Genomic DNA, 22,716 nt, shown 5'->3' with positions numbered 1-22,716 from the left:
AGCGAATGCACCCGTGTGTTTTCCGTCTCGATAGCCGGCAGTACGCTACACCGAGGCGACGAGCTGCACCTTCAGGGAGTCGACCCCTGTCGCGATCGGGTCGCTGGTCGACCACCTGGTCGCCAGGCGCGCGAGGGTGGCGTCGAGTTCAGTCTTGGTGAGGCCGTCGACCAGCTCCAGTCGCACCACCAGTTCAGGTCCGGCCAGGCGACCTTCTGGGTCCCCCGCTACCAGGGCGACCGAGAGAACTGAAAGTTCGGTCGCGATCGACTCCGCGAACGCATCCGCCACCTGCCGGCTCGCGTAACTCGGCGTCCAGGGCTGGGACTGCGCGATCGCCCACAGTGCAGGGCGACGGATGACGTACTCCGTCTCCGCGGTCGGGTCGAGCACCACAAGGTCGGTGTTCTCCTGCGCGGCGGCGAGCGCCACCCGCACCGCGTCTGCCGGCACTGGGCGTGCGTCGGCATTCCACGCCGACATCGCGGCGGCCGAAGAGAACACCGGCATGACATTTCGACCGTCTGGCCCTGCGACAGTGATGATCGACAGCTCCTGGCTTTTGTCGATCGTCACCCCCTGCTCGTTCTCACCGGCCTCGCCGAGCCGCGCAACCAGGGGAATCAGCAGGCGCGACTCGCGGAGCGCGTCGATGACGCTCTCCTCGCCGACCTCGCGCAAGCGGTACCGGCGAAGTGCCTCCATCAGCGCGGCGGGGGCAGAACCGTCGTCGTCCGAGTGCGTGCTCGCCTCGAACTCGCGGCCTGCCCACGGCTGGCCGGCGGAGTCTGACGCCCCGTCTGGCCGGCCGGTCGATCCGAGGTTATGAGCCGGAGACATCCAGTGCCTCGGCCAGCGTGAACGCACCCGCATACAGCGCCTTGCCCACGATGGCGCCCTCGAGCCCGAGCGGAACCAGGTCGCGGAGTGCCTGGATGTCGTCGAGGCTTGAGATGCCGCCCGAGGCAATGACGGGGCGGTGTGTGCGTTCCATCACCTGGCGGAGCAGGTCGATGTTGGGTCCCTGAAGGGTGCCGTCCTTGGTCACATCCGTGACGACGTAGCGTGCGCACCCGGCTTCTTCGAGGCGGTCCATGACGTGCCAGAGGTCGCCGCCCTCTTTGGTCCACCCTCGCGCAGCGAGTGTCGTGCCACGCACGTCGAGGCCGACGGCAACGGCTTCGCCGTACTGCGCGATCACGCTCGCCGCCCACTCCGGGTTCTCCAGCGCGGCCGTGCCGAGGTTGATTCGCTTCACGCCGGTGCTGAGCGCGGCCTCGAGCGACGCGTCGTCACGGATGCCGCCGGAGAGTTCCACGTTGACCCCGCGCACCTGTTTAATGACCTTCTTGAGCACGCCGGTGTTGTTCCCGCGTCCGAAGGCTGCGTCGAGATCGACGAGGTGGATCCACTCCGCTCCCTGGCTGGCCCAGTCGGCTGCGGCATCGACCGGATCGCCGTAACTGGTCTCGGTGCCTGCGGCGCCCTGGGTGAGGCGAACGGCCTTGCCCCCTGCGACATCGACGGCGGGAAGCAGCACCAGGCGCGGCGCTCTGTTGAACTCACTCATGATCGTTGTTCGTGTCCTTGGGTAACGGGCGACCACGGAAGGCCGTGACCGAGTAAACACTCGATACTACCCGCGAAGCGAGCCGAGCCAGTTCGCCAACACCCGGATGCCGGCCTCGCCCGATTTTTCGGGGTGGAACTGGGTGGCAGAGAGCGGTCCGTTCTCCACGGCGGCGAGGAAGGGCACGCCGTGCTCTGCCCAGGTCAGCCGAGGTGCCGGGAACGGCGGCTGCACGTCGAGGGTCCATTCCTGGGCGGCGTAGGAGTGGACGAAATAGAAGCGCTCGTCCTCTAACCCGGCGAACAGCACCGAGTCCGGGTCTGGCTTCACGGTGTTCCAGCCGATGTGCGGCAGTACCGGTGCGTCGAGTTCGGTGACGGTTCCCGGCCATTCACCGAGCCCTTCGGTGTCGACTCCACGTTCCACGCCACGCTCGAACATGACCTGCATTCCGACACAGATGCCGAGAACGGGCCTGCCGCCCGCGAGACGCTTGTCGATGATCTCGTCCCCACCGACATCCGTCAGCGCTGCCATGACAGCACTGAAAGCGCCGACGCCAGGAACCAGCAGACCGTCGGCCTCGAGTGCCTTCTTGCGATCGCCGGTCAGCGTCACGTTCGCGCCGGCGTGCTCCAAAGCCTTGACGGCCGAGTGGATGTTGCCGGTTCCGTAGTCGAAGACGACAACGGATGTCACAACGCGCCCTTGGTCGACGGGATGCCGGACACCAGCGGGTCGAACGCCTTCGCCTGTCGGAACGCACGGGCGAATGCCTTGAACTCGGCTTCGGCGATGTGGTGCGGGTCACGGCCTCCGACGACGGTGACGTGAACGGTCAGACCCGCGTTGAAGGCGATGGCCTCGAACACGTGGCGCACCATTGAGCCGGTGAAGTGGCCGCCAATGAGGTGGAATTCGAAGCCGGCCGGTTCACCGGTGTGCACCAGGTATGGCCGCCCCGAGATATCGACGACGGCCTGCACGAGTGCTTCGTCGAGCGGAACGAGTGCGTCGCCGTAGCGCGAGATGCCGGCCTTGTCGCCGAGTGCCTGCTTGATGGCCTGGCCGAGCACGATGCCGATGTCTTCGACGGTGTGGTGCACGTCGATCTCCACATCGCCCCGTGCGGTCACCGTGAGGTCGGTCAGCGAGTGCTTGGCGAACGCGGTCAGCAGGTGGTCGTAGAACGGCACGGAGGTGTTGATGTTGCTGGCTCCGGTGCCGTCAAGGTTGAGCGAGAGGTCGATGCTCGACTCGCTCGTCTCGCGTTGGAGGTGGGCGGTGCGGTCTTCTGTGGAGACAGGCTCCGTGCCGGGAGAACTCATGGCTCTAGCCTATTCGGACCCGGCCGCCCGGTCTGCGGCGTGCCCAGTCGCTCGAGGGCATCGAGGAAAGCAGTCGTCTCCGGTTTGGTGCCGACACTGACCCTGAGGTGGTTCTCGATTCCGGGGTCGCGCACCAGGATGCCCTCGGCAAGCAGTGCTTCGAACACCGCTTTCGGGTCGTCAACCCCGCCGAACAGCACGAAATTGCTCGCGGTGCGGTGGGGAACGTAGCCGAGTCGCTTCAGTTCGATCACGAGCCGGTCACGCTGCTGACGGATGTCGTCTACCATGGCCAGCATCTCGTCGGCGTGGGCCAGGGCGGCCGTTGCGGCGCCCTGGGTCAGCGCAGACAGGTGGTACGGAAGCCGGACGAGGCGGAGGGCATCCGTCACCGCGGGGTCTGCGGCCAGGTAACCCAGGCGAACGCCGGCGAACGCGAACGCCTTGCTCATCGTGCGGGAGACGATCAGTCGCTCCCGGCCGGGTAGGAGGGTGAGTGCACTGGGTGTTCCGTCTGGGGCGAACTCGGCGTACGCCTCGTCGACGACGACCATGGCGTCGGTTGCGTCGTACACGGATTCGATCGTCTCGAGCGAGAGGGGTGTGCCGGTGGGGTTGTTCGGGGAGCAGAGGAAAACGACGTCTGGTGCGTTGCTTCGAACCTGTTCGGCTGCGGTTGCAGGGGAGATCTCGTAGTCGGCGTCGCGCTCTGCCGCAATCCAGCCGGTGACGGTGCCGGCGGCCAGGATCGGGTACATCGAATAGGTCGGAACGAACCCGAGGAGCGTGCGCCCTGGGCCGCCGAATGCCTGCAGGATCTGCTGAAGCACTTCGTTCGAGCCGTTGGCAGCCCAGATATTGTCGGCGGTGAGGCCGTGGCCGAGGTAGCCGGCGAGGCTCTCGCGGAGGGTCGTGAATTCTCGGTCCGGGTAGCGGTTGACCGTGAGGATGGCCCTCGCGACGGCGGCCACGATGTCGTGGGCGACCGCCTCAGGGATGGGGTGGGTGTTCTCGTTGACGTTGAGGGCAACCGGAACGCGCAGTTGCGGGGCGCCGTACGGGCGTTGGCCGCGGAGGTCATTACGCAGAGGCAGGTCGTCGAGGCTGGTCACCCGTTCGATAATACCGGCACCGTTCTCCGCCGGCGTCGGTGTGATCAGTACCGCGCTGAGAACGCTCCGTCGGCTTTGAGGAGTTGACCAGAGACCCAACAACCCTCCTTCGACACGAGGAATGAGACGACACCTGCGATATCGGTGGAAGTGCCCGGACGACCGAGCGGATGCTGCGCGGCCAGTTAATTCGGCAGCCCCAAAATCGCAGCCTGGTTTTCTCCCTCGCAGGGGTGGGCAGAACGAGCTCAGCCGGGCCCCCGGTCAGCCACTCTCATTTGGTGAGCCTGGCGTGACGCTTCCCATGGATCCATTGCTTCCAGGACGCACTGACAGGTGCCCGCTACTCGGTTGCACGAGCAGCCTCAGCTGTCCGTCTGGGCTGCGGCCGAGCCAGGCGAAGAGAAGGAGGACGAGTGCGGTTCCGGACAACACCCCGTCGGCAAGACCGGCGGGCAGCATGAAGACCATCAGCACCAGCGTCACGACGCAGTTGATGATGGAGAGCCCGAGGCCCCATAATCGGTTGCGCAACAGCCCAATGGCCCCCACGACGCGCAGCGCGGCGAAAAGTCCACTCATCGCCATCATGAGATAGAGGTTCTCCTGCAGGTAATTCAGGGCGAATACGTCGGCACGTTCAAGGATGAGCGATTGAGGAACATCAAGAGCGACAAGAACGATGAGCCCGACAACCACCAAGCCCTCCATGAGAACGCCCTGAGCCAGGAGCAAGCCGGCAGCCCACCGATACTGCAGTCGCTGAGTTCTATGCACGCTGCGACTCTACCGGTGGCGAGATGGCCCGAACTCGTGCGGATGTGCGCGGTGCGCTTCCCAGCGGCGCGGCGTGTCAGTCGAGGGGCAGGGCCAGCCGCTGGCCGGGCTGCACGTCTTCTGACCGGAGCTGGTTGAGGTTGACGATCTCGGCGATGAGGTCGCGGGGGTCGGCCGTCGGATCCACCCATTCCGCAAGCTGCCACAGGGACTGCCCGGCTTCGATGGTCACGTATTCAAAGGGTGCAGCCTCAAAGGGAGCGGCGCCGGAAGCGCCGTTGTTCGCCGCCGCCATGCCGCCGTTGAGCGCAACAACGAGCGCACCAGCAACGAGGGGCAGAGCCGCGAGAGTCGTGAAGACGACCCGCCCACGACGGGTGAGGTGCAGGCGGGTCGTGCGGACTGCATTGCCTGCCCGTGCTGCATTGCCTGCCCGTGCCGTGTTCACTTCTACTGCTGCGCTCATGACGAACCTCCTCTGAGTTACGCATCCGACCCTCGGCCGGGAGGGCCGGATACGAATCTATGTTCCGAACATACCTACGATTATTCGAACAGTCAACCCTGTTTGCGGTATTTCTCGAAAGAATTTCCCGACACACTCGAATAGATGTTTGCCCAATCACCCTGCGAGAGATACAGTTTCGATTGTTCGGTTGAACCCAACCAGACACCACCGACATTCCAGCCGGGACGGCTCATGGCCCCGCGGAACCGGCAAAAGGAGCGATGAACGTGACGCAGGAAAAGCGGGTTCCCCGCGAGAAGAGCAACACCAGGCGACGCAAGAGCCTGAGTGAGAAGCAGCTCGCCATCCTCGATGTCATCCAGCGCTCGGTCAGCCAGCGCGGCTACCCGCCGAGCATGCGAGAGATCGGCGATGCGGTCGGGCTCTCGTCGCTCTCCAGCGTCACACACCAGCTCAACCAGCTGGAGCTGAGCGGCTACCTGCGTCGCGACCCGAACCGCCCCCGCGCACTCGAGGTGCTCATCGAGCTTCCGAAGCGGCCGGAAGAGCCGATCGAGGGCGACTCAGAACGCTTCCAGAACACCGCCACCGTCGCCGACGCCGCAATGGTTCCGCTCGTCGGGCGCATCGCAGCAGGCGTTCCGATCATGGCAGACCAGATGATCGACGAGATCTTCCCGCTACCGCGCCAGCTCGTCGGCAAGGGCGAACTGTTCATGCTCAAGGTGATCGGCGAATCTATGATCGACGCCGCCATCTGCGACGGCGACTGGGTGGTCGTCAGGCAACAGAAGACGGCAGAGAACGGCGAGATCGTGGCCGCCATGCTCGACAACGAGGCCACCGTCAAGGTCTTCCGCCAGCGCGACGGCCACACCTGGCTGCTCCCTCGCAACAGCAACTTTGAGCCCATCGTCGGCGACTTCGCCGAGATTCTCGGCAAGGTGGTCGCGGTTCTCCGAGCCGTCTAGCGCTTGCACGCGCGCCGAGAATCGCCCTCCGCGCCGGGAATCGCCGGTGCAATAGCGATTCTCGGCGTCACGGGCGATTCTCGACACCGTGGCAACCTCGCCGCGCCATGGGCGGCGGGCGATCAGGCGGGAACGACTGCCCCGGCCTTGGCGCGCACGGCGCGGGTCGCCTCGAGGATGTTCTTCAGCGACTCGACCGTCTCCGCGTAGCCGCGGGTCTTCAAACCGCAGTCCGGGTTGATCCAGACCTGCCGCTCTGGGATCGCCTCGATGGCGCGCTCGATGAGCTCGGTCACTTCCGCGACGCTGGGCACCCGCGGCGAGTGGATGTCGTAGACGCCCGGCCCGATCCCGTGATCGAAACCACTCGAACGGATGTCGCTGACGACTTCCATGCGTGAGCGTGCCGCCTCGATGCTGGTCACGTCGGCGTCCAGCCGGCGGATGGCGTCGATGACAACCCCGAACTCCGAATAGCAGAGGTGCGTGTGCACCTGCGTCGAATCCGTCACACCCGCGGTGGCCAGCCGGAACGAGCCGACCGACCAGTCGAGGTAGTCGGCGTGGTCCTTCTTCTTGAGCGGCAGCAGCTCGCGCAGGGCGGGTTCGTCGACCTGCACCACTCCGATGCCGGCCGCTTCGAGGTCGGCGATCTCGTCGCGCAGCGCGAGCGCGACCTGGCGGGCGGTCTCGCCGAGCGGCTGGTCATCGCGCACGAACGACCAGGCGAGGATGGTGACCGGACCGGTCAGCATCCCCTTGACCGGCTTCGCGGTCAGGCTCTGCGTGTAGGCGGACCACTCGACAGTGATCGGCTTAGGCCGCGAGACGTCTCCCCAGAGAATGGAGGGTCGCGTGCACCGGCTACCGTACGACTGCACCCAACCGTTCTCGGTCACCGCAAACCCATCGAGGTTCTCGGCGAAGTATTGCACCATGTCGTTGCGCTCCGGCTCTCCGTGTACCAGGACGTCGAGCCCGATCTCCTCCTGCAGCTCGACGACCCTGCCGATCTCGGCCCGCATGAGGTCGACATAGTCACCCTCGCTGAGTGCGCCCTTCACCAACTGTGCCCGGGCACGACGGATCTCGCCGGTCTGCGGAAACGAACCGATGGTCGTTGTCGGCAGGAACGGCAGACCGAGGGCGACGTCCTGTGCGGCGAGACGCGCCGCATAATCGCCACGGGTGAAGTCGGACTCCGAGAGCGCGGCCGCACGGTCTCGCACCGCACCGTCGCGCACACCGGGCGCAGCGTGGCGGGCGGCCAGGGCTCGCGTCGCGTAGTCGAGCTCCGCCTGCACGGCGGCAAGTCCATCAGACAGCCCGCGAGCGAGCGTGACGACCTGGCCGACCTTCTGATCGGCGAACGCCAGCCAGCTGGTCAGTTCTGCGCTGAGCTTCGACTCATCGGCAACGTCATGGGGCACGTGCAGCAGCGACGTCGACGTCGACACGGCAATATGCGGTGACAGGGTGCTCAGCCGGGAAGCAGTGTCGAACGCGGCCGCGAGGTCGCCCCGCCAGATATTGTGGCCGTCGACGACACCGGCGACCAGCGTCTTCTCGGCCAGGCCGGCGAAATCCGTCGGCACCTGGCCGCGAACGAGATCAAGCCCGATCGCCTCGACCGGGGAGGCGGCCAACACCGGAAGGGCGTCATCGAGACTGCCGTACGGCGCCGCGACGAAGATCGCCGGACGCCTGGCAAGCCTGCCCAGGGTGGCGTACGCGAACTCCAAGGCTCCGAGCGACTCAGAACGAGGCGTCTCGATGCTCTCGCTTACCAGTGCCGGTTCGTCGAGCTGCACCCAGTCGGCGCCGGCCGCCGCCAGCCGGTCGAGCAGTGTCGCGTAAACCGGCAGGAGGTCATCGAGTCTACTGAGCGGCTCAAAGCCCTCTGGGGCCGCGTCACTCGGCTTGCCAAGGAGCAGGAACGTCACCGGGCCGACGATCACGGGGCGGGTGATGAATCCGGCGGCCTTCGCCTCTTCGAATTCGCGCACGATACGGTCGCTCGCCAGCGAGAACACGGTCTCCGGACCGATCTCTGGCACCAGGTAATGGTAGTTGGAGTCGAACCATTTGGTCATCTCGAGCGGGGCATTGTCGCCCTCGCCTCGTGCGATGGTGAAGTAGCCGGCCAGGTCGATGGTGCCGTCTGCGGCGACCAGCGACGCGAATCGGGTGGGCACGGCGCCGACCGTGACCGCGGCGTCCAGTACCTGGTCGTAGTAAGAAAACGACTCGGGGATGGATGAGTCCGCACGCCCGAGGCCGAGGCCCGCGAGCCTGTCGCGTGTCACCTGGCGAAGCGTCGCCGCGGTGGCCTCGAGCTCGTCGGCACCGATGGTGCCCGCCCAGAAGGCTTCAACGGCCTTCTTGAGCTCACGACGGCGGCCAATGCGCGGGTACCCGAGGATCGTGCCGGCGGGGAATTGGGTTGTCATACGGATTCCTTGACTGTGTTGGCGAATGCGGGATGGGACAGGGTGGGTGTGCGGTTCTGGGCGCCAAGCACGCCGCAGCCTTCGAGCACGGAGAGCACGGTTTCGTGCTGGTTGAACGCGTAGAGGTGCAGGCCTGGAGCGCCGCCGGCGAGAAGTTCATTGCCCAGCCTCACCGCGTGCAGGGTGCCGATCTCACGTTGCCCCTCATCGGTCGGTTCGACCTCGAGCTGGATCGACAGCTCTGACGGCAACTCTTCACCGGAGAGCTCGAGGATGCGCCGCAGCCGAGTCGGGCTGGTCACCGGCATGATCCCAGGGAGGATCGGGAACTCGACCCCGGCTTCCCGCGCGCGCTGGATAAAGCTGAGGTAGTGGTCGGCGTGGAAGAACAACTGCGTCACCGCGAGGTTGGCGCCGGCGGCCTGCTTGGCCAGGAGTGTGTCGATGTCCTGTGAGGTCGACCGCGAACTCGGGTGCCCGTTGGGGAACGCGGCAACCGCGATGCGCACCTTCTCACGCTCGGTCTTGACCGAGCGTGCCTGCGGCAGGCCGGGGATGACACTCTCCTGGTACGGAACCCGCTCGGCCTGCACCCGGTGAATCAGCTGCACCAGCTCCCCCGCGCTCTTCAGGTCGCCGAGGAATGGTTCTGTCTCCAGGACGCCGGCAGGCGGGTCGCCACGAATGGCGAGAAAGTTCCGGATGCCGGCATCGAGGAATTCGCGGATCAGCCGGTTCGCTTCGGTGTGCGATGAACCGACGCAGGTCAGGTGGGCCATCGGCTCGACAGCTGTCGCCGCGAGGATGTACTTCAACACCTCGAGTGAAGAACCGCGCGAGGAGCCGTTGGCACCATACGTGACGGAAATGAACTCAGGACCCGCCGCTGCCAACCGGTCGATAGTGGCGTGCAGGGCGGAGGCGGCCGCATCCGATCTCGGCGGATACAGTTCGAAGGAAAACGGGACGCGCGTGGTACACGCCGGGTCCGTTGCCTGGGTCATGATTCCTCATTTGCACGAGAGCTGTTCAGTCAGATGCGGCCGGACGGCCGCGAACCGCCGGCGTGAGCTGGTGGTGTTCGCGGGCGGGTGCCGGGCTCGGCTGTCGCTCCATGCGGTCGGACAAACCCACAGTCAACGATTGGCCCGACGGCAACGATTGGGAAGACTCTAACCCCGCGGCGGCCTTGATTGCCAGAGTGTGACTGAATGTTGCGCCTCGCCGAAGAGGGAACTAGGCGGTGACGGTCTCTGCCGGTTCGGTCGTCACGAACGGCGTGAACTGCGGCTCGATCTCCGGTGTCACCATGGCCCGCACGCGAGTTCCGGTCTCCGCATACGACGTCGAGAGAACACGACCGTGCTCGTGCAGCACCGTGATCAGGTCTCCGCGCTCATACGGGATGAGAAGGTCGAGTTCGATCTGCGGGCGCGGCACCAGATCGGCGATCGCCGTCAGCACCTCTTCAATACCTTCTCCGGTTCGTGCAGACACGAAGATGGCACGCGGTTCGAGGCCGCGCAGCACCAGACGGTCGTCTTCGCTGACCAGGTCACTCTTGTTGAAGACCACGATCTCCGGGATGTCGCGGGCCCCGACCTCGCCGATCACGTCGCGCACGGTGGCCAGCTGGCTGGCAGGGTCGGGGTGCGACCCGTCGACGACGTGCACGATGACATCGGAATCTGCGACTTCTTCGAGGGTAGAGCGGAAGGCTTCGACCAGCTGGTGCGGCAGATTGCGCACAAATCCGACGGTGTCGGCGAGCGTGTAGAGCTGGCCGTCGTCCGTCGTTGACTTGCGCACGGTGGCGTCCAGCGTGGCGAACAGCGAATTCTCCACCAGGACGCCGGCACGGGTGATGCGGTTGAGCAGGCTCGATTTGCCGGCGTTCGTGTAGCCGGCGATGGCAACGGATGGCACGGAGTTGCGCTTGCGGTTCGCCCGCTTGGCCTCCCTGGCCGGCTTCATCGCGATGATCTGCTTGCGCAGCTTCGCCATGCGGGTGTGGATGCGACGACGATCGAGTTCGATCTTGGTCTCACCTGGTCCGCGCGAGCCCATCCCGGCACCGGCGCCACCGACCTGGCCACCGGCCTGGCGGGACATCGACTCACCCCAGCCGCGCAGGCGCGGGAGCAGGTACTCGAGCTGGGCGAGCTCGACCTGAGCCTTGCCCTCCCTGCTCTTGGCGTGCTGGCTGAAGATGTCGAGGATGACGGCGGTGCGGTCAATGACTTTGACCTTGACCACGTCTTCCAGCGCGCGTCGCTGGCTGGGCGCGAGTTCGGTATCGGCGATAACGGTGTCAGCGCCGAGCGATTGCACAACGCCGGCCAGTTCGGCCGCTTTCCCCTTGCCGAGATAGGTGCTGGGATCTGGGTGGGGCCTGCGCTGAAGCAGACCGTCGAGAACGGTGGCCCCTGCGGTCTCGGCTAGTGCCGCCAGTTCACGCAGCGAATTCTCGGCATCCGTCACAGTGCCTTGGGAATAGATGCCGATCAAGACGACGTTCTCGAGCCGAAGCTGCCGGTATTCGACCTCTGTGACGTCTTCAAGCTCGGTCGAGAGACCACCGACACGACGGAGCGCGTTGCGGTCTTCGCGGTCGAACTGGTCGCCGTCATGGTCGTCGGCGTGGTCGTCACCGAAGGCCCGATCGCGCGCGGTATCGGCCTGCAACGCCTGCGCAGTACCCGCGGTGAACAGCGAGTATCCCGCCGCGTGCGAATCGGCGTTCGCCAGCACGCGCGCCACAACGTCGTCGTTGTTTTCTTGCCTGGTCGGTTCAATCATTGCTTTAACCCTAGTTCCTCTAACTCCGGTACGTTTTCCTCTATGGCCCCTGAGCACTATTTCTCTTCGGCGCCCGACAGCGAACTCAAACTGCGACAAATTGTGGTGCAGTTGGCCGGAGCGTCGTATGAATTGACGACGGCGAATGCCGTCTTCAGCCCGGAACACATCGATACCGGTACTCAGGTTCTGCTTGCCAACACTCCAGCGCCACCGCCCGGTGGAGACTTTCTTGATCTCGGCTGCGGCTGGGGGCCGATCAGCCTTCACCTCGCCATCGCATCACCGCATGCGACGATCTGGGCCGTTGACGTCAATGAGCGAGCCCTCCACCTGGTGCGGATGAACGCCGCAAAACTCGGACTCTCGAATATCAACGCCGTTGTGCCCGCAGATGTTCCCGGCGACCTCCGGTTCCGCACGATCTGGTCGAACCCGCCCATCCGGGTCGGGAAGAACGAGTTGCACAACCTGCTGCTGGCCTGGCTGCCGAGGCTGGAGTTCGGTTCTGACGCCTGGCTCGTCGTTCAGCGCAACCTCGGCTCCGATTCACTGCAGCGCTGGCTGCAGGGGGAGCTTCCGCACGAATATGCCATCACGCGAGCGGCAACGAGCAAGGGCTTCCGGGTGCTGCACGTCAAGCACCGCGAGCAGTCCGTCTAGCCTCGGCCGCCCAGGCGATGCGGCCGAGGCGACGCGGCTCAGGCGACGCCGAGCACGCCGTCGAAAACCAGATCAGCGGGCCCAGAGAGCGACACGTGCTCGCCGTCTTCCGTAGGGAACATCCGCACGCCGAGGACACCGCCCGGCACTTCGACCCGCCACTGGTTGGGTGCGCCAGCACCGGCCCAGTGCCTGGTCGCCAGGGCCGCAGCAGCCGCACCGGTTCCGCACGACAACGTCTCGCCGCTACCACGCTCGTGAACGCGCATCCGGATGCGCCCGACCCCGTCAACCACCAAAGGGTCGTGCGGCACCACGAATTCGACGTTGATGCCGTCGTCCGGCTCTGGATCGAGCTGCGGGATGAACGTCAGGTCGGCGGAATCCAGCTCATCGTCGTCTGCGAGAGCCACGACAGCGTGCGGGTTGCCGACATTAATGCCGAGGCCCGGCCTGGCGACCTGCAGGTTCTTGGCCCGCACCAGCGGTTCGCCTCCCTCTAGCTTCCACCGGCCGAGGTCGACCTGGAACCCGGTCAGGTTCCGCTGCACGTCGCGCACACCCCCGCGAGTTCCGATTGCGAGCGTGTCGCCGTCTGCAAGCGCGACCAGACCATTGTCGATGAGGAACCGTGCATACACCCGGATGCCGTTGCCACACATCTCAGATGGCGTGCCGTCTGCATTCCAGTAGTCCATAAACCATTCCGCGGCGTCGTCTTCTGCCAGTGCGGCAGCGCCGGCATCGAGATTGCGGGACTTCACAGCGCGGATGATGCCATCGCCACCGACGCCGAATCTGCGGTCGCATACGGCGCGGATCTGAGCGGGCGTCAACTCGACCTGACCCTCTGGGTCGGCGAACAGCACAAAGTCGTTTCCGGTGCCCTGGCCCTTGGTGAAGTTCAGATCGATGCCCATCCAACCAGTTTATGTGGCAGCGCTGGGCGGACGGTTTGAGGCGAGCACAGTCAAGCTGACAGCGCACCGTGGATGAGAGCGGAGACACCGTCAACGCGCTCACCGGCAGGAACCCCCGCCCCGGTCTCGAACCAGCGGGTGCCGGGGTAGCGCTTGAACCAGCTCACCTGCCGCCGCGCGTAGCGACGGGTCAGCTGCTGGGTGATCTCGATCGCCTCTGGCTCGCTGAGCGTCCCCTGCAACTGCCCGAGCGCCTGCGCGTAACCGATGGCCCGACTGGCCGTGATGCCGTGTTCGATTCCCATCGGCACCAGTGATTCCACCTCGTCGACGAGACCATCCGCCCACATCGCTTCGACTCTGGCATCGAGGCGCGCCGTGAGCTCCTCACGGGGCGCTGTCAGGCCAATGGCGACCTCTGGCATCCAGGGCACCGGTTGTTCGGGCAGCGACGCAGCGTGCGGCTTCCCGGTGATCTCCACAACCTCCAGCGCGCGCACCAGTCGTCGCCCGTTGCTGGCGCCGATTCGCTCCGCCGCCTGCGGATCGATGGCTGTGAGCCTGGCATGCAGCGCGCCTGGGCCGTGTTCGACCAGGTCGGCCTCGAGCCGCGCACGGAGCTCTGGATCGGTACCGGGGAACCGGAAGTCATAGATCACGGAGGAGACGTAGAGCCCGGAGCCGCCCACCAGGATGGGAACGGCGCCGCGAGCCAGAACTTCGGCTATCGCTGCCCTGGCATCCTCCTGATAGCGCGCCACGGTCGCTTCGTCGGTCACGTCGAGCACGTCGAGCAGGTGGTGTGGGATGCCGCGGCGCGCCTCGATGGGCAGCTTGGCCGTTCCTACGTCCATACCCCGGTAGAGCTGCATTGCATCGGCGTTGATGACCTCGACGGCCCGGCCACGTTCTGCCAGCCGCTCGGCGACATCGAGCGACAGCTCGGACTTGCCGGTCCCAGTCGGTCCGACGATGACGACGAGCACGGTCGCTAGCGCTCTGAGTCCGTGGGGTCGTAGATCGGGACTGTTGTCGCACCGCTGTGGAGTTGAAGTGACGGCAAGCCCACAGTTGGCAGGCCCAGCGACACCGGTCCTGTGCCGCTGGAAGACACACTGCCTGCCGGGACTGCAACCGCACAGGAGTCGGCTTCCGCGCGGTCCCAGGCATCGCCTGCAGTCGTGCGACGGATGCGCAGGGGCGCGTCATCGACGGAGTCCGCGATCAGGTGGAACGGTGCAGCCTGCGTGACCGTTACCGTGACCATGTCGCCGGGGCGCGGGGTTTCCGATCCTTCTGGTACGGCGAAGTGCACCAATCGGCTGTCGGCAGCACGACCGCTCATCCGGTGAGTGTCGGAATCCTTCCGACCTTCACCACTGGCAACGAGCAGTTCGACCTCGCGGCCAACGACCTTCTGGTTCTCTTCCCAGGAGATACGGTCCTGGAGCACCTGGAGACGTTCGTACCGGTCCTGCACAACGGCCTTCGGCACCTGGTCGGGAAGCGTCGCGGCCGGCGTTCCAGGACGGATCGAGTACTGGAAAGTGAACGCGGTCGCAAAACGCGCCGCCTCGACCACTCGCAGGGTCTCCTGGAAGTCTTCTTCGGTCTCACCGGGGAAGCCAACGATGATGTCGGTGCTGATTGCGGCGTGAGGCATGCGCTCGCGCACGCGGTCGAGGATTCCAAGGAACTTCGTTGACCGGTAGGAGCGCCGCATCGCCTTGAGGATGCGGTCAGAGCCCGACTGCAGTGGCATGTGAAGCTGCGGCATCACCGTCGGAGTCTCCGCCATCGCGTCGATGACGTCGTCGGTGAAGGCGGCCGGATGCGGGCTGGTGAACCTGATGCGCTCGAGGCCTTCGATCTCTCCGGCGGCTCGCAGCAGTTTGCCGAACGCGAGCCGGTCGCCGAATTCGACGCCGTAGGAGTTGACGTTCTGGCCGAGCAGGGTGACCTCGATCACGCCGTCATCGACGAGCGTGCGGATCTCGGAGAGGATGTCACCCGGGCGGCGATCTTTCTCCTTGCCGCGAAGGGCTGGCACGATGCAGAACGTGCAGGTGTTGTTGCACCCGACAGAGATCGATACCCAGCCGCTGTAGCTGGAGTCACGCCGGGTGGGCAGCGTGGACGGGAAGGTCTCCAGCGACTCCAGAATCTCAAGCTGGGCCTCGCCGTTGTGGCGGGCACGCTCGAGCAGGCTCGGAAGGGAGCCCATGTTGTGGGTTCCGAAGACAACGTCGACCCACGGGGCCTTGTCGAGGATGGTGTTCTTGTCTTTCTGGGCCAGGCAACCGCCGACGGCGATCTGCATGCCCTCGTGCTTCCTCTTCACCGAAGCCAGGTATCCGAGGTTGCCGTAAAGCTTGTTGTCGGCGTTCTCCCGCACAGCGCAGGTGTTGATGACGACGACGTCGGCCAAGGCGCCGTTCGCCGCCACATAGCCGGAAGCCTCAAGCGACCCGCTCAGCCGCTCGGAGTCGTGGACGTTCATCTGGCAACCGAAGGTGCGCACCTCATAGGTGCGAACGTGACCGTCGGCGTCGATCGCCGCGTCGGAGTGTGCGATCGGGGTTGGTCGCGAAAGGAGGTCGCCGGTTCTCACCGATCCCCGTAAAGTCTGTCCGCTCATAATCCGTCTAGTTTACGTACCTCTAGCGGAAGCGAACGCCGGAGCCGGACGAACCTGTGCGGGTGGCCAGTGCGGTCTTCACCGCGGCGCGTACGGCACTCGACGTATAACCCTTGCGCATCAGGAACCCGGTCAGTCGACGATCGGCGGTTTCATCGTCGAACCGGCTCAACTGGGCGACGCGTTTGACCGCCAGATCGATGGCACGCTCCGCCTCATCGTCTGGCAATTCTTCCAGCTTTTCGATGATGACAAACTGATGAATTCGCCTGCGTCGCATCTCGGCTTCAACCCCGGTGCGGCCGAGGCCCTTGCGCTGGTGATGACTGTGGATGATCTGGTCGGCCAGCTTGTGATCGTCGATGTATTTCAGTTCGCTGAAGTGAGCGACGATATCGCTCGCCTCCTGGGGATCGATATCCGTCGCCTCCAGAATGGAGAACGCCTCCGCCTCAGACAACGATCGGCTTCGCAGCCTGGATAGCAGCAGCTTCTCGGCTCGCTCGCGCTCTTCCGCCGAATCGAATTCGTCGGCCCCTGCCATCGGCTCTCCCGCCGTAGCCTCACTGTCCGTCGGCTGGGCAGCGACCACTATCTGAGTGGCATCGCCCCGGCCTTCCAGCGGCGAACGCCGTTTCATGCCGGGCGACGCGCCGGGCAGGTAGGTCACGGGCGCAAGATCGTGCTTCGCTCCGTCGGAGGGTTCGAATTGCACCATGCCCGTGACCTGCCTTTCGCTGGGTTTCTGAACGCTGGGTTTCTGAACGCTGGGCTACTGAAAATTGCTCTGGGCTATGCGCCCTTGCGAGCAGCCAGCTTCGCCTGGATCGGCAGCGCGTTGCCTGCGGCCGCCGCTTCGAGCGCCGCCGCGTCGGTGAGTGCTTTCGCCGCTGCGCCTTCCGGTCCGATGCCGAGCTTGTTCAGGATCTTCGTCTCGATCTCGTTGGCGATGTCGGCATTCTTAAGCAGGAAGTTTCGCGAGTTCTCCTTGCCCTGCCCAAGCTGGTCGCCGTCGTAGGTGTACCAGGCGCCAGACTTCTTGACGATGCCGTGGTCGACTCCGAAGTCGATCAGGCTGCCCTCGCGGGAGATGCCGATGCCATAGATGATGTCGAATTCCGCCTGTTTGAACGGCGGTGCCATCTTGTTCTTGACGACCTTGACTCTGGTGCGGTTACCCACGGCTTCCGTGCCGTCTTTCAACGTCTCGATACGACGGATGTCGAGGCGGACGGATGCGTAGAACTTGAGCGCCTTGCCCCCGGCGGTGGTCTCGGGGCTGCCGAAGAACACACCAATCTTCTCGCGCAGCTGGTTGATGAAGATCATCGTGGTGTTGGTCTGGCTGAGGCCACCGGTGAGCTTCCGCAGCGCCTGTGACATCAGCCTGGCCTGGAGGCCAACGTGCGAGTCGCCCATCTCTCCCTCGATCTCGGCGCGCGGCACGAGAGCCGCAACGGAGTCGATGACGATGAGGTCGATGGAACCACTTCGCACGAGCATGTCGGCGATCTCGAGAGCCTGTTCACCGGTGTCGGGCTGCGAGACCAGGAGGGCATCGATGTCGACGCCGAGCTTCTTGGCGTATTCGGGATCGAGCGCGTGCTCCGCGTCAATGAACGCGGCGATGCCGCCATTCTTCTGCGCGTTCGCGATGGCGTGCAGCGTAAGGGTGGTTTTACCCGATGACTCCGGGCCGTAGATCTCGACGATCCTGCCACGTGGAAGCCCGCCGACGCCGAGCGCGACGTCGAGCGCAATGGACCCGGTGGAGATGGTCTCGACGGGTGCGCGGTCATCACTTCCGAGCCGCATGACGGAGCCCTTGCCGAACTGTCGATCGATCTGGGCAAGAGCGGTTTCGAGCGACTTCTCGCGGTCTGCTGCTGAGGGCATGATGGGCTCCTTCTGGTCGTACGGTTGTCGCCTATAGGCTGTCGTTGCCTGCCTCCGGCTGACCCGGATGCCCGCTTTCGACAAGGCGTATGGCTGTCTGTCTTCAACAAATCCGACTGTACGCGTGGCCACCGACACGAGGCCGGTGGAGCGGCGAACTGTGGAGAACCCGTTGTTGACGTCTGCTGTTGAGGAGCCTAGCAAGGTCCGAACACGTCTTCGATCATTTGCGGCATGAAAAACCCCGGCGTGTCGAACACGCCGGGGTTCTCACACTCTTCTCACCACGCGGTCATTTCCGTTGGGAGGGCAATCCTGCACCGTACCAGCGACTCTTCGGGACATCCGTCTCTGCACACAGCGCCAGCCAAACGTCGCGAGCCGGTCTGCCGGCGGCGAGAGCCTGCTCTGCTGTCACGCCGCCGAGTGCCGACAGCACCAGATCACGCATCAGCACACGGCCATATGCATCGCCAAACTCATCCGCGATGGCCTGGCGAAGCTCGCTCAGGCGCATGCGCGTCGTTCACTGAATGCCGCTACCGAAACTGCGTTCACCGAATGTGTGGCTGAACTTCTATCGCACCATGAGGTCGGCGTCGAAGTCGGCGACGAACTCGTCTGGCACAGTGTCGGGGAACGGATCGATTCCCTCAATCACGGCGAGGCGGTCTCCAACCTCGCGCATGATGACGGAGATCGGGGTCTCCAACGCATCTGCGACGGAGGCCAGAATTTCGGAAGAAGCTTCCTTCTGGCCACGCTCCACCTCGCTCAGGTACCCGAGGGCCACACTGGCCTTGCTGGCTACCTGGCGCAGCGTGCGCCCCTTCTGCAGGCGGAAGTCCCTGAGCACATCGCCGATTTCCTGACGAACCAGAATCATTGGAACCTCCTTCTCGTGTCATTCAACAACAGAGCCCTGTCGTCGCTGGTTAACCTGTTGCGGATGGCCTACTTTACTACAACCATCCACATGCCCAGACTAGCCACGATCACTGGACTTTGCTTGTGAATCTTCACGGTGTAACCCACCTGTTACAGGAACTATTCCGCCGCGATCCTGGCTAACAGGTCACGCACAGCTTCGACGGCCCTCGCGACCGTTTGCGCTCTGACGGCGTCGCGATCGCCCTCGAGGCGAAGAGGCACCGCCCAGGATCCGTTCCCCATCGAGAGTCCGATGAAGACGGTGCCAGGCTCCTGGCCGTCCTGCGGGTCGGGTCCGGCGGCGCCCGTTGTCGACACCCCGACGTCGGCACGAACTCCCCCGACCGCCAGCTGGGTGCGTGCGCCGATGGCCATCAGCTTGGCGACATCCGGGTGCACGGCGCCGTGCACGTTGAGCACGCTGCTGTCGACGCCGAGCAGCGTGTGCTTGAGTTCGGTGTTGTACGCCACGATTCCCCCGTTGAGAACAACGGATGCGCCGGGGATGCGTACGAGTTCGGCCGTCAGTGCGCCCCCGGTGAGGGATTCGGCGACGGCGATCGTCAGTCGCTGGTCGGTGAGTTCACCGATGAGCAGCGCGGTCTGGTCCTGTGTATGGTCAGGCACTCTCTTCTACTTCTTCCGGTTTTCCCGCCAGGCCGACACCAGGTAGTCCAGGCCGGTGTAGACGGTGAGGATCACGGCGAGGGTCATTGTTATTCCGTTGACCCAGTGCACCCAGTCGCCCAGCAGCAACCAGAAAGGCGTGAGGGCCAGGGTGATGGCGACGGACTGCAGGATGGTCTTCAGCTTGCCGCCGCGGGAAGCCGGAATGACCCGGTCACTGAGCATCGCGAATCGGAAGACGGTGATCCCGACCTCGCGCACGAGGATGACGATCGTCACCCACCACGGCAGCTCGCCGAGGATCGACAGTCCGACCAGGGCCCCACCGGTGAGCACTTTGTCGGCGATCGGGTCGAGAAGCTTGCCGAGGTCGGTGACCAGCCCGCGCCGACGCGCGATAGCACCGTCGACCCCGTCCGTGGCGATCGCGACGACAAAGAGCGCGGCCGCCCACCATCGCAGGGCGCCGTCGTGGCCGGCATCCGCCAGCAGCATCCAGATGAACAGGGGTGCAAGCAGGATGCGCACCACGGTGATCAGGTTGGGCACGTTCCAGTTGCTCGGCGCGGCGGGCACGGGCGTGCCAGGCGTATCCGGTGTCGCCATCGATTCAGTCCCTGTCGGTGAGATTCCAGGCGTCCTCGTCGGAATCGCCTTCCACCTCAGGGTAGCCCTCGCTCATCTTCGCGACCGGGTCCCCGTCGTAACGGGGGTCTGGCTGGCTGGTTGCGGGAGCGTGACCGGATGCCGCCGCCTGCTGGGCAGCATGCTGAGCGTCCGAGCCGCGCAGCTTCGCCAGCACGCCAGGCAGCTGCTCGGCGGTGACGAGCACGTCCCTGGCCTTCGATCCCTCCGACGGGCCGACGATCTCGCGCGACTCGAGCAGATCCATCAGGCGGCCGGCCTTGGCAAAGCCGACCCTGAGCTTGCGCTGCAGCATCGAGGTGGAACCGAACTGAGTGGAGACGACCAGCTCGGCCGCAGCCAGGAGGAGGTCGAGGTCGTCGCCGATGTCGGAATCAATCTCCTTGCGTTCGACCACGGCCGCGACATCCGGCCGATAATCGGGGCGCGCCTGCTGGGTGACGTGCTTGACGACCTTCTCGATCTCCGCCTCGTTCACCCAGGCCCCCTGCACCCGGAGCGACTTCGACGCCCCCATCGGCAGGAACAGGGCGTCGCCCTGGCCGATCAGCTTGTCGGCTCCTGGCTGGTCGAGGATGACGCGGGAGTCGGTGACGCTGGTCACGGCGAATGCCAGGCGCGAGGGCACGTTGGCCTTGATCAGGCCGGTCACGACATCGACGCTCGGACGCTGGGTGGCGAGCACGAGGTGGATTCCGGATGCCCGGGCCAGCTGCGTGATGCGCACGATCGAGTCCTCGACGTCGCGCGGGGCGACCATCATGAGGTCGGCGAGCTCGTCAACGACGACGAGGAGATACGGATACGGCTTGAGCTTGCGCTCACTCCCGGGCGGCAGCACGATCTCGTCGTTCGTGACCGCCTTGTTGAAGTCGTCGATGTGGCGGAAGCCGAAGCTGGCCAGGTCGTCGTAGCGCATGTCCATCTCTTTGACGACCCACTGCAGCGCCTCCGCGGCCTTCTTCGGGTTCGTGATGATGGGCGTGATCAGGTGCGGAACGCCGGCGTACGGCGCGAGCTCGACCCGCTTCGGGTCGATCAGCACCATTCGAACATCGCTCGGCTTGGCACGCATGAGCAGGCTGGTGATCATCGAGTTGACGAAGCTCGACTTACCGGAGCCGGTGGAGCCGGCCACCAGAAGGTGGGGCATCTTGGCCAGGTTGGCCACGACGTAGCCACCGCCCACGTCTTTGCCGACGCCGATCGTCATCGGATGGGTGCTGTTGGTGGCCGCGGTGGAGCGAAGCACATCACCGAGGGTGACGATCTCGCGGTCGGTGTTCGGAATCTCGATGCCGATCGCGCTCTTGCCCGGGATCGGAGACAGAATGCGAACCTCATTCGAGGCGACCGCGTAGGAGAGATTCTTGCTCAGCGCCGTGACCCGTTCGACCTTGACACCTGGGCCGAGCTCGATCTCGTATTGGGTCACGGTCGGGCCGCGGGAGAATCCGGTCACCTTCGCGTCGACACTGAACTGGCGCAACACTTCGGTGATCGACTTGACCACGTCGTCGTTCGCGGCAGAGCGGGCCTTTGCCGGCGGGCCGGCGACCAGGGTCGACGCCGATGGCAGCACATACGGGGCGCTCGCCTGCGGTTCCTCGGCTCCTGACGGCGGCAGCGCGTCTCCGGCATCGGGTGCGACCAGGCTCTCGAAGCCCGGAAGCACTTCGGTCAGCCCCGACGGGTCATCAGCGTGCAGGCCGGTGGCGGAATTACCGCCCAGCTCCACCTCGCCGGTGAAGCGCTTGAGCGCGTCTTCTGCGCGCTCGAGGTCACCGAGCACCTCTGTGCCGTAGTGGTCCTGGTTGGCCGGTGCTCCAGCAGAGCCAAGGGGCGTGTCGAATGCGCCGCGCGCGGCATCCGTTTCTGCTGAACCGGTGCTGGCTGATCCGGCACCGACTGAACCGGCACCGAGGAGCTCCGTCATCGGATCACCACCGGCGACATCAACGGCGCTGCCGAAGTCAGGGTCCTCTTCACGCTTGCTGTTGTTGCGACGCCACCATGGCAGGGCGCCGGTCTCAGCCTCGTCGTCAGCCGCCCCATCGTCGACGCCATCGAGCTCGACCTGTTTGGTCTTCTCGAGTTTCGCTTCCTTTGCGGCCTGTCGCTCCTCGGCATCCGGCAACTGGGCGCCGAACAGCCAAGCGTAGAGCTCGCGGGACCGCTCGCCGATCTTGTTCGGAGGGGTCTTGGTGATGATGAACAGGCTGAGCAGCAGGAGCAGGATGACGACGACGGATGCGCCGATGGCCGTCGTCAGCGCGATCAGCGGCGCGGCGACCATCCAGCCGATGACCCCGCCGGAGAGGGCGAGCACCTCCATGCCCTGTCGCGGTTCCGGTTGCCCGCCGAAGATGTGGCAGAGGCCGGACACCGACACCAGAAGGAGCGCGAGTCCGATGCCGATGCGACCGTTGTCGTGGATCGAGCTGGGTTTGCGGAACAGCCAGATTGCGAACAGCAACATGATGACGGGGAGTGCGAAAGCGACCCGGCCGAACAGGCCGCCGAAGGTCCAGGCGTCAAGGGTGCGGGCGATCTGGTTGTTGATCAGGAACCACTCAACGACTGCGCCGGCGATCGCGAGTAGTACGAGGAAGAAGGGGAGCCCGTCTCGGCGCTCCTCCTTGGAGAGTTGCTCTGGCCCGAGCGCACGCGCCGCACTGCCGGTCACGTGGGCAAGGCCCATCCACAGGCGAGCGAGCGGGTTCGCCTTCGGCTCGGCCGCCGGATACTTGACGGTCTTCTGGGTAGCGGTCTTTCCGGCAGGCTTCCGCGCAGTGCTGCTGCCGCGCGCAGGCGCGTTGCGGGCGCGTCCGCTCGATTTGGTGCTCGTAGCCATAACTTCCACGGTACCGCCGCCCACTGTCGTTGCCGGTGACCCCACGCCCAATTTCCTGAGCACCGGC

Annotated in this window: 23 protein-coding genes; 2 read left to right on the top strand and 21 right to left on the bottom strand. The window is 65.1% G+C overall.

Annotated elements, in window-relative coordinates; translation table 11 throughout:
* Positions 1-45: 45 nt before the first annotated feature.
* The 8 genes from K323_RS0119825 to K323_RS0119795 form a co-directional block, all read right to left on the bottom strand.
* Positions 46-840, bottom strand: a complete 795-nt coding sequence (locus K323_RS0119825; protein ID WP_022887009.1) for an SseB family protein — start codon at positions 838-840, stop codon at positions 46-48.
* Entirely contained in the window at positions 824-1,570 is a 747-nt protein-coding gene (priA, locus tag K323_RS0119820; protein WP_022887008.1) for a bifunctional 1-(5-phosphoribosyl)-5-((5-phosphoribosylamino)methylideneamino)imidazole-4-carboxamide isomerase/phosphoribosylanthranilate isomerase PriA, read from the bottom strand. Before priA ends, K323_RS0119825 begins: the two co-directional genes overlap by 17 nt.
* Before the next feature lie 66 nt (positions 1,571-1,636).
* The gene (gene hisH, locus K323_RS0119815; protein ID WP_022887007.1) at positions 1,637-2,269 is read right to left on the bottom strand and encodes an imidazole glycerol phosphate synthase subunit HisH; all 633 of its coding nucleotides are present in this window, start codon (positions 2,267-2,269) and stop codon (positions 1,637-1,639) included.
* Positions 2,266-2,898, bottom strand: coding sequence for an imidazoleglycerol-phosphate dehydratase HisB (gene hisB, locus K323_RS0119810; protein ID WP_022887006.1), 633 nt, complete (start codon positions 2,896-2,898; stop codon positions 2,266-2,268). The genes hisH and hisB overlap by 4 nt, the downstream gene beginning before the upstream one ends.
* Positions 2,895-4,010, bottom strand: coding sequence for a histidinol-phosphate transaminase (locus K323_RS0119805; protein WP_022887005.1), 1,116 nt, complete (start codon positions 4,008-4,010; stop codon positions 2,895-2,897). Before K323_RS0119805 ends, hisB begins: the two co-directional genes overlap by 4 nt.
* 44 nt (positions 4,011-4,054) lie before the next feature.
* The gene (locus K323_RS29560) at positions 4,055-4,150 is read right to left on the bottom strand and encodes a hypothetical protein (protein WP_425402294.1); all 96 of its coding nucleotides are present in this window, start codon (positions 4,148-4,150) and stop codon (positions 4,055-4,057) included.
* Between the two features lie 124 nt (positions 4,151-4,274).
* Complete coding sequence (locus tag K323_RS27485) at positions 4,275-4,787, bottom strand: hypothetical protein (RefSeq protein ID WP_245571033.1); 513 nt, start codon at positions 4,785-4,787, stop codon at positions 4,275-4,277.
* Positions 4,788-4,863: 76 nt separating this feature from the next.
* The gene (locus K323_RS0119795; RefSeq protein WP_022887004.1) at positions 4,864-5,253 is read right to left on the bottom strand and encodes a LysM peptidoglycan-binding domain-containing protein; all 390 of its coding nucleotides are present in this window, start codon (positions 5,251-5,253) and stop codon (positions 4,864-4,866) included.
* 263 nt (positions 5,254-5,516) lie between these two features.
* On the opposite strand from K323_RS0119795, the gene lexA reads away from it, so the two are divergent.
* On the top strand, positions 5,517-6,227 hold the full coding sequence (gene lexA, locus K323_RS0119790) for a transcriptional repressor LexA (protein WP_022887003.1): 711 nt from the start codon (positions 5,517-5,519) through the stop codon (positions 6,225-6,227).
* Positions 6,228-6,349: 122 nt separating this feature from the next.
* Here the strand turns inward: lexA and metE are convergent, their stop codons facing one another.
* The 3 genes from metE to hflX all read right to left on the bottom strand — a co-directional run bounded on the left by metE (position 6,350) and on the right by hflX (position 11,476).
* Positions 6,350-8,677 carry a 5-methyltetrahydropteroyltriglutamate--homocysteine S-methyltransferase gene (gene metE, locus K323_RS0119785; RefSeq protein WP_022887002.1) on the bottom strand — a complete coding sequence of 776 codons (2,328 nt, stop codon included), beginning with the start codon at positions 8,675-8,677 and terminating at the stop codon, positions 6,350-6,352.
* Positions 8,674-9,681 carry a methylenetetrahydrofolate reductase gene (locus K323_RS27480; RefSeq protein WP_022887001.1) on the bottom strand — a complete coding sequence of 336 codons (1,008 nt, stop codon included), beginning with the start codon at positions 9,679-9,681 and terminating at the stop codon, positions 8,674-8,676. The genes metE and K323_RS27480 overlap by 4 nt, the downstream gene beginning before the upstream one ends.
* A gap of 232 nt (positions 9,682-9,913) precedes the next feature.
* Positions 9,914-11,476 (bottom strand): GTPase HflX, encoded by a 1,563-nt coding sequence (hflX, locus tag K323_RS0119775; RefSeq protein WP_022887000.1) that lies wholly within the window; start codon positions 11,474-11,476, stop codon positions 9,914-9,916.
* Positions 11,477-11,518: 42 nt separating this feature from the next.
* On the opposite strand from hflX, the gene K323_RS0119770 reads away from it, so the two are divergent.
* On the top strand, positions 11,519-12,139 hold the full coding sequence (locus tag K323_RS0119770) for a class I SAM-dependent methyltransferase (protein WP_022886999.1): 621 nt from the start codon (positions 11,519-11,521) through the stop codon (positions 12,137-12,139).
* A 38-nt stretch (positions 12,140-12,177) separates the two neighbouring features.
* Here K323_RS0119770 and dapF read toward each other — a convergent pair whose 3' ends face one another.
* From dapF to K323_RS0119720, 10 genes are all read right to left on the bottom strand, one after another.
* Positions 12,178-13,059 (bottom strand): diaminopimelate epimerase, encoded by an 882-nt coding sequence (gene dapF / locus K323_RS0119765; protein WP_022886998.1) that lies wholly within the window; start codon positions 13,057-13,059, stop codon positions 12,178-12,180.
* Positions 13,060-13,109: 50 nt separating this feature from the next.
* Entirely contained in the window at positions 13,110-14,045 is a 936-nt protein-coding gene (gene miaA, locus K323_RS0119760; protein WP_022886997.1) for a tRNA (adenosine(37)-N6)-dimethylallyltransferase MiaA, read from the bottom strand.
* A gap of 5 nt (positions 14,046-14,050) precedes the next feature.
* Positions 14,051-15,697 carry a tRNA (N6-isopentenyl adenosine(37)-C2)-methylthiotransferase MiaB gene (gene miaB, locus K323_RS0119755; RefSeq protein WP_051147446.1) on the bottom strand — a complete coding sequence of 549 codons (1,647 nt, stop codon included), beginning with the start codon at positions 15,695-15,697 and terminating at the stop codon, positions 14,051-14,053.
* 22 nt (positions 15,698-15,719) lie between these two features.
* Positions 15,720-16,415 carry a regulatory protein RecX gene (locus K323_RS27475; RefSeq protein WP_022886995.1) on the bottom strand — a complete coding sequence of 232 codons (696 nt, stop codon included), beginning with the start codon at positions 16,413-16,415 and terminating at the stop codon, positions 15,720-15,722.
* Positions 16,416-16,489: 74 nt separating this feature from the next.
* Positions 16,490-17,593 (bottom strand): recombinase RecA, encoded by a 1,104-nt coding sequence (gene recA, locus K323_RS0119745; RefSeq protein ID WP_022886994.1) that lies wholly within the window; start codon positions 17,591-17,593, stop codon positions 16,490-16,492.
* 292 nt (positions 17,594-17,885) lie between these two features.
* Positions 17,886-18,110 (bottom strand): DUF3046 domain-containing protein, encoded by a 225-nt coding sequence (locus K323_RS0119740; RefSeq protein WP_022886993.1) that lies wholly within the window; start codon positions 18,108-18,110, stop codon positions 17,886-17,888.
* 60 nt (positions 18,111-18,170) lie between these two features.
* Positions 18,171-18,479, bottom strand: coding sequence for a helix-turn-helix domain-containing protein (locus K323_RS0119735; RefSeq protein ID WP_022886992.1), 309 nt, complete (start codon positions 18,477-18,479; stop codon positions 18,171-18,173).
* Between the two features lie 161 nt (positions 18,480-18,640).
* A complete protein-coding gene (locus K323_RS0119730; RefSeq protein ID WP_022886991.1) occupies positions 18,641-19,150 on the bottom strand; it encodes a CinA family protein in 510 nt (169 codons plus the stop codon).
* 6 nt (positions 19,151-19,156) lie between these two features.
* Positions 19,157-19,756 (bottom strand): CDP-diacylglycerol--glycerol-3-phosphate 3-phosphatidyltransferase, encoded by a 600-nt coding sequence (pgsA, locus tag K323_RS0119725; RefSeq protein WP_051147445.1) that lies wholly within the window; start codon positions 19,754-19,756, stop codon positions 19,157-19,159.
* A 4-nt stretch (positions 19,757-19,760) separates the two neighbouring features.
* Positions 19,761-22,649 (bottom strand): FtsK/SpoIIIE family DNA translocase, encoded by a 2,889-nt coding sequence (locus K323_RS0119720; RefSeq protein ID WP_022886989.1) that lies wholly within the window; start codon positions 22,647-22,649, stop codon positions 19,761-19,763.
* Between the last annotated feature and the right edge of the window lie 67 nt (positions 22,650-22,716).

It is taken from the genome of Glaciibacter superstes DSM 21135 (genome assembly GCF_000421145.1).
GTDB lineage: Bacteria > Actinomycetota > Actinomycetes > Actinomycetales > Microbacteriaceae > Cryobacterium > Cryobacterium superstes.
Note: the sequence above shows the minus strand (reverse complement) of the source record. Positions and strands in the feature narration are given on the sequence as shown.